The organism is Pseudomonas sp., assembly GCF_026224925.1.
GTDB lineage: Bacteria > Pseudomonadota > Gammaproteobacteria > Pseudomonadales > Pseudomonadaceae > Aquipseudomonas.
In genome coordinates this window covers 1-9,710 of record NZ_JAMFRV010000239.1, presented here as the reverse complement: position 1 = coordinate 9,710, position 9,710 = coordinate 1, and the positions used below count along the sequence as shown (strand labels likewise).

7 protein-coding genes and 1 pseudogene are annotated in these 9,710 nt (G+C 59.5%); 6 read left to right on the top strand and 2 right to left on the bottom strand.

The genetic code is table 11. From position 1 onward, the window contains the following. Nucleotides 1-138: pseudogene (locus tag M0974_RS10350) on the bottom strand (DNA-binding response regulator); the annotation flags it as partial. Between the two features lie 312 nt (nucleotides 139-450). On the opposite strand from M0974_RS10350, the gene kdpF reads away from it, so the two are divergent. The 6 genes from kdpF (at nucleotide 451) to M0974_RS10320 (ending at nucleotide 8,504) form a co-directional block, all read left to right on the top strand. Continuing rightward, nucleotides 451-540: a K(+)-transporting ATPase subunit F gene (kdpF, locus tag M0974_RS10345; RefSeq protein ID WP_297835929.1), complete on the top strand. Its 90-nt coding sequence runs from the start codon at nucleotides 451-453 to the stop codon at nucleotides 538-540. Between the two features lie 8 nt (nucleotides 541-548). After that, nucleotides 549-2,243: a potassium-transporting ATPase subunit KdpA gene (kdpA, locus tag M0974_RS10340; protein WP_297835927.1), complete on the top strand. Its 1,695-nt coding sequence runs from the start codon at nucleotides 549-551 to the stop codon at nucleotides 2,241-2,243. Between the two features lie 10 nt (nucleotides 2,244-2,253). Next, nucleotides 2,254-4,335 carry a potassium-transporting ATPase subunit KdpB gene (gene kdpB, locus M0974_RS10335; protein WP_297835926.1) on the top strand — a complete coding sequence of 694 codons (2,082 nt, stop codon included), beginning with the start codon at nucleotides 2,254-2,256 and terminating at the stop codon, nucleotides 4,333-4,335. 57 nt (nucleotides 4,336-4,392) lie between these two features. After that, complete coding sequence (gene kdpC, locus M0974_RS10330) at nucleotides 4,393-4,953, top strand: potassium-transporting ATPase subunit KdpC (RefSeq protein WP_297835923.1); 561 nt, start codon at nucleotides 4,393-4,395, stop codon at nucleotides 4,951-4,953. Nucleotides 4,954-5,101: 148 nt separating this feature from the next. Then, on the top strand, nucleotides 5,102-7,759 hold the full coding sequence (locus M0974_RS10325; protein WP_297835922.1) for a sensor histidine kinase KdpD: 2,658 nt from the start codon (nucleotides 5,102-5,104) through the stop codon (nucleotides 7,757-7,759). A 49-nt stretch (nucleotides 7,760-7,808) separates the two neighbouring features. Then, complete coding sequence (locus tag M0974_RS10320) at nucleotides 7,809-8,504, top strand: response regulator (protein ID WP_297835921.1); 696 nt, start codon at nucleotides 7,809-7,811, stop codon at nucleotides 8,502-8,504. A 32-nt stretch (nucleotides 8,505-8,536) separates the two neighbouring features. Here the strand turns inward: M0974_RS10320 and M0974_RS10315 are convergent, their stop codons facing one another. Next, nucleotides 8,537-9,367, bottom strand: coding sequence for a TatD family hydrolase (locus M0974_RS10315; protein WP_297835920.1), 831 nt, complete (start codon nucleotides 9,365-9,367; stop codon nucleotides 8,537-8,539). Nucleotides 9,368-9,710 lie beyond the last annotated feature (343 nt).

The following is a 9,710-nucleotide window of genomic DNA, read 5'->3' as shown; positions in this document are numbered from 1 at the left end:
CTGGATATTAAACCGCGCCAGGTAGTCGCACAAAAGCTCACGAATCGGCACATCGTCATCGACGATCAGTGCGCGGGTGTTCCAGCGACGTTCTTCGGCCGGGGCGTTGTCAGTAGTCGGAGTGGATTCTAGTTGCATGGTGCGATTGCCGCCTGAGGGTTGAAGAACAACGCTGCACGCATGCTACTTCGCATACAGACGGGGCGGAAGGCTGTTCTGTTCGAGTGTTGTGGGTTTGTCGTGAATGTATCGTAGTAGATACAAAGTGTCTGCGCAGTGCAGCACACCCATTCGTGGCAGCGCATCTCTGTGAATCACCTGTAGGCCCCGCTTTACACCACTCTTTACGCTTTCTTTATGGGCTTTAGTCGGCGTCGATCTCGTTCCTTTACACCCTCCTTGCAGACAATAACTCCACACGCGGCACTCGCCGCACGACGGAGAAAGGTCATGAGCGTTCTGGACGGGGTGTCACTGCTGTTGGCGGCAGGGCTGTTCATTTACTTGATGGTGGCGCTGTTACGCGCCGACCAGCACTAGGAGCAGCCATGCACAGTTATGACTATCTATTGATTTTGGCTTTCTTTGCGTTGGTGCTGCTGCCCGCGCCTTGGCTGGGACGTTTCTATTATCGAGTCATGGAAGGTGAACGAACCTTCCTGACCCCAGTGCTGGGGCCGGTGGAGCGAGCGTGTTATCGCCTGTCCGGGGTCGACCCGAAAACCGAACAAAACTGGAAAACCTACGCCCTGGCGTTGCTCGCGTTTAACCTCGCGGGCTTTGTCGTGTTGTTCGCGATTCTGCTGTTCCAAGGCAGCTTGCCGCTTAACCCGCAGCAATTGCCGGGCATGGAATGGTCGCTGGCCTTCAACACCACCATGAGTTTTGTTACCAACACCAACTGGCAGAGCTACAGCGGTGAAGCGTCGCTCAGCTACTTGAGCCAGATGGTCGGCCTGACGGTACAGAACTTCGTCAGCGCGGCCACCGGCCTTGCAGTCTTGGTTGTGTTCTGCCGCGGCATTAGCCGCCGTTCGACACAAAATCTGGGTAACTTCTGGGCCGACATGACGCGCGCCACCCTCTATGGGTTGCTGCCGTTGTGCCTGATCCTGGCGTTGTTCCTGGTGTGGCAGGGCGTGCCACAAACCTTCGCCCATTACATCGACGCTGTGACCTTGCAGGGCGCCGATCAAAGCCTGCCGCTGGGACCTGCTGCCAGCCAAATTGCGATCAAGCAACTGGGCACCAACGGCGGTGGCTTCTTCGGGGCTAACTCGACGCATCCGCTCGAGAACCCGACGGCGTGGAGCAACCTGTTCGAACTGGTGTCGATCATCTTGATCCCGGTTGCGCTGGTGTTCACCTTCGGCCACTACGTCAAAGACATGCGCCAAAGCCGGGCGATCATGGCCTGCATGTTGACGCTGTTCCTGGTCGGCGGCGCCACCGCTTTATGGGCCGAGTATCAGCCTAACCCGACCTTGAACATCGCGTCGGTTGAGCAGACCGCGCCGCTTGAAGGTAAGGAAAGCCGCTTTGGTACCACCGCCACCGTGCTCTGGGCCACGGCCACTACTGCCGCATCCAACGGTTCAGTCAACGCCATGCACGACAGCCTTAACCCGCTGACGGGGATGGTTGCAATGGCCAACATGATGGTCGGCGAAGTGATCTTCGGCGGGGTCGGAGCCGGGATGTACGGCATGCTGCTCAACGTCCTGATTGCGGTATTTCTTGCTGGCTTGATGATCGGCCGCACCCCGGAATACCTGGGTAAAAAGCTCCAGGCCAAAGAAGTCAAACTGCTGGTCGCGACCTTGATGGTCATGCCCATCGGTGTGTTGGTGTTCGGTGCATTGGCCGCGAGCCTTCCGGGTCCGGCGGGCGCCATCAGCAACCCCGGCGCCCACGGTTTTAGCCAGTTGCTTTACACCTACACCTCGGCCACCGCGAACAACGGCTCGGCGTTCGGTGGGTTCAGCGCCAACACGCTGTTTCATAACCTGATGCTGAGCATGTCGATGTTCCTCGGTCGTTTTGGCTACATCCTCCCGGTGCTGGCACTGGCTGGCAGCCTGGCCGCGAAGAAGACCGCACCGCTGGGCCTGAACAGTTTCCCGACCCACGGCACGTTGTTTGTCACGTTGTTGACGATGACCATTTTGCTGGTCGGTGGCCTGACGTTCCTGCCGACTCTGGCGCTGGGACCGATCGCCGAACATTTGAGCATGGGCTTCTGAGGACTAGATGATGTCTATTTATAAAGATCATATGCAGACTCCTATCGCAAAATCCGCTGCGCCTCAGAGCGCTCCGGAACCGGTCAAAACAGCGCTGTCGGCCTTGTGGCGCCCGGCCCTGATACAAGCGTTCGTCAAACTCGACCCCCGTCAGTTGCAGCGAGCGCCGGTGATGTTGGTGGTCGAGCTGACCGCCATTCTGACCAGCATTTTATGTATGGTCCCTGACCCGGCAGTGCCGACTTCGGTCGCGGTGCAGATCGCCATTTGGCTGTGGTTCACCGTGCTGTTCGCCAACTTCGCCGAGGCCTTGGCCGAAGGTCGTGGCAAGGCGCGTGCCGACAGCCTTAAAGCCGGCAGCGAAGGCCTTAAGGCACGGCGTCGAGACGACAACGGCAGCTTTCGGGTGGTTAACGCCAGCAGCTTGCGCCGTGGCGATGTGGTGCGCGTCGAAGCCGGGGAAATGATCCCTGGGGACGGTGAGGTCATCGAGGGTATTGCAGCGGTCAATGAGGCGGCGATTACCGGCGAGTCCGCCCCAGTGATACGTGAATCGGGCGGTGACCGTTCCGCCGTCACGGGCAACACACGCCTGGTGTCCGACTGGCTGTTGATTCGCATCACGGCGAACCCCGGTGAGTCGACGCTGGACCGCATGATTGCATTAGTGGAAGGGGCCAAACGGCAGAAAACCCCCAATGAAATCGCGCTGGATATCCTGTTGATCGGCTTGACCCTGATCTTCCTGTTGGTGGTCGTCACCCTGCAACCGTTCGCCCACTTCTCCGGTGGCAGCCTGCCGCTGGTGTTTCTGGTGGCGCTGTTGGTGACCTTGATCCCAACCACCATCGGTGGTTTGTTATCCGCCATCGGTATCGCCGGCATGGACCGTTTGGTGCGCCTCAACGTGATTGCCAAATCTGGCCGCGCAGTAGAGGCGGCAGGCGACGTGCACGTGTTGCTGCTGGATAAAACCGGCACGATCACCTTCGGCAATCGCCGCTGCACTGCGCTGTATGCCGCACCGGGCGTAACCGCTTTGGAGCTGGGCGAGGGTGCTTTGCTGGCGTCGCTGGCCGATGACACCGCTGAAGGTAAATCGATTGTCGAGTACCTGCGTGAGCTGCACCCGATCAAAGAACCCAGTGCTGCGTTATTGACACCGGTGGCGTTCAGCGCCGAAACCCGCTTGTCTGGTGTCGATTATCAAGGCCGTGTTTACCGTAAAGGCGCAGTGGATTCGGTATTGGCCTTCGTTGACATGACTCGCAGTGACCTGATGCCAGCGCTGGCTCGGGAAGTCGACAAAATCGCCAAGACCGGCGGCACACCGCTGTTGGTGTGCATGGACGGCAAACTGCTGGGCGCGATCCATCTCAAAGACGTGGTCAAGCCTGGTATTCGCGAGCGTTTTGCCGAGCTGCGTAAGCTGGGGATTCGCACGGTGATGGTCACCGGCGATAACCCGCTGACCGCCGCTGCGATTGCTGCCGAAGCCGGCGTCGATGATGTGTTGGCCGAAGCCACGCCCGAGAAAAAACTGGAACGAATTCGCCTTGAGCAGAACGACGGTCGTTTGGTCGCGATGTGCGGTGACGGTGCCAACGACGCCCCGGCGCTGGCCCAGGCTGACGTCGGCATGGCGATGAACGATGGCACTCAAGCAGCACGTGAAGCCGCGAACATGGTCGACCTCGACAGCGACCCGACCAAGCTGCTGGATGTGGTGCAGATCGGTAAAGAATTGCTGGTCACTCGCGGTGCTCTGACTACGTTCTCCATTGCCAACGACGTGGCCAAGTACTTCGCGATTTTGCCTGCACTGTTTGCATCGATCTATCCGCAACTGGGGGTGCTAAACGTCATGCACCTGGCCAGCCCGCAAAGCGCGATCCTCTCGGCGATTGTCTTTAACGCCTTGATCATCGTGGTGCTGATCCCGCTGGCCCTGCGCGGCGTTCGTGTTCAAGCGGCCAGTGCCGCCGCGTTGCTGCGTCGCAATTTGCTGATCTACGGACTTGGCGGGATTGTTGCGCCGTTCGTGGGCATCAAGCTGATTGATCTGCTGTTGACTGGCTTGCACTTGGTTTAAGCACGTTAAGCGTCACGCTCCAAGGGCGTGATGTTCACCCTGATTGAGGATTCGATGATGTCGACTGTATTGCGTCCGGCCCTGAGCCTGATTGTATTGATGACCCTGATCACTGGCGTGGCGTACCCGCTGGTGGTGACGGGCATCGCCCAAGTGGTATTCCCCTCCCAAGCCAATGGCAGCCTGGTGTATGACAAGGCTGGCAAAGTGCGCGGCTCGGAACTGATCTCGCAGAATTTTACCGGCGACGGTTGGTTCCACTCACGTCCATCGGCTGGCGCATTTGCCACTGTTTCCAGCAGCGCCAGCAACCTGTCACCCAGCAACCCCGCGTTGGCAGCAAGGGTGACGGCAGATGTCGCCAAGGAAGTGGTTCCCGGCCAAGGCGCCGTGCCGTTGTCGTTGCTGACCACGTCGGGTAGTGGTCTTGATCCCCACCTGCCGCCAGAAGCGGTGACCTATCAAGTGGCCCGCGTGGCTGCCGCCCGCAACATCCCTGTCACCACCGTGCAACGGTTGGTCAACGAAAACACCTACCGGCCATTGATCGGTCCGCCGGTGGTCAACGTTTTAATCTTGAATCAAACGCTGAATGAGTTACCGTCAGCGCAGCTGTGAAGTAGACGATTGCAAATGAATACCCAGTGGGACCGAATTCATTCGGGAAGCTGTCTCCACGATTTATCTGAAGGACCGCGTCGCGCCCTTCGCGAATGAATTCGCTCCCACAGAGACCGAGTTTGCCCGCACACAATGAGAACCAACCATGAGTGACACCCGCCGCGCCGACGCATTGTTAGCCGATCTGCCTCGGGACGGCCGTGGGCGGCTCAAGGTGTTTCTTGGTGCCGCGCCGGGGGTGGGCAAAACCTACGCCATGCTCCAGGCCGCCCATGCCCAACTGCGCCAGGGCTCGCAGGTATTGGCTGGCGTAGTTGAAACCCACGGGCGTGCTGAAACCGAAGCCCTGCTCAATGGGTTGCCCCAGCAACCCTTGCTGCGCTCGGAATACCGCGGCGTAACCCTGGAAGAAATGGACCTGGACGGCTTGCTCATGGCTGCACCGAAACTGGTGTTGGTCGACGAACTGGCCCACAGCAACGCGCCCGGCAGCCGCCACGCCAAACGCTGGCAAGACATCCAGGAGCTTCTGGCGGCTGGGATCAATGTCTACACCACGGTCAATGTTCAACACCTGGAAAGCCTCAACGATCAAGTGCGCGGCATTACCGGCGTACAGGTTCGCGAAACGTTGCCTGACTGGGTGCTGCAAGAAGCCTATGAGCTGGTTTTGATTGACCTTCCGCCACGGGAACTGCTGGAGCGTTTGCGCGACGGCAAAGTCTATGTGCCCGAGCAAGCACGGGCAGCCATCGACGCGTTTTTTACCCAAACCAACCTCACCGCCCTGCGTGAACTGGCAATGCAGACTGCTGCGGCACAAGTCGATGACGACTTGGCCCAAGGTTATCGCCAGTTGGGCCAAGCTGCGCCAGCGGTACGGGGTCGTTTGCTGGTCGGCGTCGACGGTGACGCTCAGGCCGAAAGGCTGGTGCGGCATGCCAGTCGAGTAGCCCAGCGTCGGCATTTACCATGGAGCCTGGTGCATGTCGATAATGGCCGGGTGGTCGACGAGGACGCCCGCATGCGTCTGCAAAGCGCCCAGCAGCTGGCCGAGCGTTTGGGCGGCGAAGTGGTGCTGTTGCGCGCCGGCGAAGTGGCCAAAACCTTGATTCAACACGCGGCTGAACGGCGTGCCAGCCTAGTGTTGGTGGGGCAGTCGCGTCCGCGTTTACGCCGGCGATTGTTTGGCGGTGGGCTCGCGGCACGCCTGTTGCGTGATGCCCACGGCCTGGAAATCAACGTCCTCGACAGCGAAGCGCAACATGACCAACCGCGCTCGCGCTCAGCACGGGCCGTGGTTTGGTTCGACTACGGGCTGGCGCTGATCGCGACGATTCTGGCCAGTGCCCTGGCGTGGGCAGTGTCCAGCATGTTGGAGCTGCCGAACATCTCCCTGGTGTTCCTCGCCGCCGTATTGCTGGTGGCGGTGCGCAGCAGCCTCGGCCCGGCGCTGGCGTGTGCAGCGTTGTCATTTTTGGCGTACGACTTTCTGTTTATTCCGCCTGTGTTTTCCTTCAGCATCCAGCGCGAAGAAGACGTGTTGACGCTGCTGTTTTTTTTGTTGATGGCCGCCTTGACCGGTAATCTCGCCGCCCGTCAACGCCAGCAACTGCGAGCGTTGCGCGATACCCAAGAGGAAACCAGCGAGTTGCTCGACCTGTCGCGCAAGCTCACCGCTGCCACCGACCGACAAGCAATGTTAAGCGCTGCTGAGCAGCATTTGAGTGGCTGGAAAGAGCTGCACATCTGCTTGTTGGATCGCGACGATCAGGGTGGCTGGAAAGTCGAAGTCGGTGGGGCGTTGCAGCTGTCCGAAGCCGAGCGCGCAGCGGCCGATTGGGCGTGGCAACACGACCAGGCGGCGGGTCTGGGCACTGGCACATTACCCTTGGGACATTGGTGGTGGCGGCCATTGTCGATGGAGGAGGGGCCGTTGGCATTATTGGGCGTTTGCCCCCATGAGGGGGCGGTGTTCACAGACCAGCGTCGGCGCTTGTTGACCGCACTCAGTCAACCGCTTGCGCAAGCGTTGGCCCGAGCCCAATTGGCAGAAGAGCTGGAAGCTGCCCGCTTGCACGGCGAAACCGAACAGCTGCGCAGCGCGTTGCTGGCTTCGGTGTCCCACGATTTGCGCACACCGCTGACCGCCATGCGCGGCAGTATCGACAGCCTGTTGGCGCTGGGCGAAGCGATTCCGCTGGAAGACCGTCGTGAGTTGCTCGAAGGCACCCGCGACGAAGCGGAGCGCCTGGACCGTTATATTCAAAACCTGCTGGACATGACGCGCTTGGGTCACGGCGCTTTGAAACTGGCGCGGGACTGGGTATCGCCCGGCGATATTGTCGGCAGTGCACTCAACCGTCTGCGCGCCGTCATGGCACCGCTGAACGTCAGCACGCAGGTGCCACTGGAGTTGCCGCTGTTGTACGTCCACGCTGCGTTAATCGAGCAGGCGTTGGTCAACGTGCTGGAAAACGCCGCACGCTTTTCTCCGCCGCAAGGGCGTTTGCAGGTGGGCGCGGGGGTCAACGACAGTGAACTGTTTTTCTCGGTAAGTGACGAGGGCCCCGGTATTCCCGAAGCCGAGCGTGCGAAGATTTTTGACATGTTTTACACCGCCGCCCGTGGCGATCGCGGCGGGCAGGGCACTGGGCTCGGTCTGGCGATTTGTCTGGGCATGGTCGGTGCGCACGGCGGGCGGATCACCGTGGCAGATGGCATCGAGGGGCGGGGCACCTGCATTACCCTGTACTTGCCGCTGCAAACGCAACCTGAAGCTGAATTGGAGCACACCCTCTGATCACGCATTGCGTTACGCTCAGCGCTCCATTTGATACGGCAAGACGACCATGAGCCAGACCTCGACCATCCTGGTGATCGACGATGAACCGCAAATTCGAAAGTTCCTGCGCATTAGCTTGGCCTCTCAAGGCTACAAGGTGGTGGAAGCGGCAACCGGCAGCGAAGGCTTGAGCCAGGCGGCGCTCAACAAGCCTGACTTGCTGGTGCTCGACCTTGGTCTGCCGGACATGGACGGCCAGGAGGTGCTGCGCGAGTTTCGCGAATGGTCGACGGTACCGGTGCTGGTGCTCTCAGTGCGTGCCAGCGAAGGCCAGAAGGTCCAGGCGCTGGACAGCGGAGCCAATGATTACGTGACCAAACCGTTCGGTATTCAGGAGTTCCTGGCGAGAGTCCGCGCGTTATTGCGCCAGGCACCTAGCGGCGAACAGCAGGAGGCGGCGTTAGTGTTTGGCCCGTTGACCGTTGACCTTGCGTATCGACGGGTTCTGCTCGATGGGCTTGAAGTGGGGCTGACCCGCAAGGAATATGCGGTGCTGGCGCAATTGGCGCGGCATCCAGGGCGGGTGATTACCCAACAACAATTGCTCAAGGATATTTGGGGCCCAACCCACACGGAAGACAGCCACTACCTGCGTATCGTTGTCGGGCATTTGCGCCAGAAGTTGCTAGATGACCCAACCAACCCGCGGTTTATCGTCACCGAAGCGGGGGTTGGGTATCGGTTGCTGGAGCATTCCCTGTAGGAGTAACCGAGGATCTGCGTATACCCGCCAATTCATTCGTGAAGGTCTTCAGGCTGCTCGATCATAACTGGCAAACCAAAAAACACCCGGGCGCAGTCGGTCGTGTGCGCCGCTACCTCTTCAAGACTTTCGCCTCGATGCAGCGCCACTTCGCGAAGCACTTCCGGCAAATAAGCCGGTTCGTTGCGGCCGTTTTTCGGTTTCGGTCTCAAGCTACGCGGAAGCAAATAGGGCGCGTCGCTTTCAAGCATCAAGCGGCCTCGTGGGATGTCCTTTACCAGCGGATGCAAATGTGTGCCGCGTCGCTCATCACAGATCCAGCCCGTGATGCCGATGTGCAGATCCAGGTCAAGGTAACTGAACAGCGCGCGTTGCTCGCCGGTGAAGCAATGCACCACCAACGCCGGCAAGCGATCTCGGTAGTCGCGGAGTATTTCCAGTAAGCGCTGATTGGCATCGCGCTCATGCAAAAACACCGGCATTTGCAGCTCTACCGCCAACGCCAAGTGCTCTTCCAGCACCTTCTCCTGTTGCGAACGAGGAGAGAAATCGCGATTGAAATCCAGTCCGCATTCACCCACGGCGCGCACTCGATCTTCCTTCAACAAAGCCCGCAGTTGGCGTTCGCTGTTAGACGTCCAGTCACTGGCCGAATGCGGGTGAATTCCGGCGGTGGAAAACAACCGCTGAGCGGACTCGTCCAGTCGGTGGCACAGCTCTAATGCCTGCTCGCTGCTCTCGACGTGGGTGCCGGTGAGCACCAATTGACCCACACCCGCTTCGTAAGCACGATCAAGGACTGCCTGCTCCTTATTAGCGAAGCTGGAGTTGGTCAGGTTGACGCCGATGTCGATGAGTTGCATGGTGCTACCTCAGGCCTAAGGCTGAAGAGAGTATCAGACCTGGACCGATATCAAAAAAACTCAGCTGCTACCGCTGGTTGGAACACTCTGTTGAAGTGCTTTGCGAGTTGCGACGATTTAATTAATCGCTTCGACGCCAGGTTTTCGACTTTTTGCGGCTTATTTTTTGGCACGCATTCCCTGGAGAGCGGATGACGCGACCCACGTTTTTGATCGTGTTTTGTGCACTGGCATTGCTGCCGTTGCCCGCTCTCGCGCGGTTGACCGGGCCGCCCGTGGTGGTGAAGAAAAGCCAGGTGCGCGACTTGTCAGCGATTCGCAGCAGCAAAGTCTTGCGCGTGCT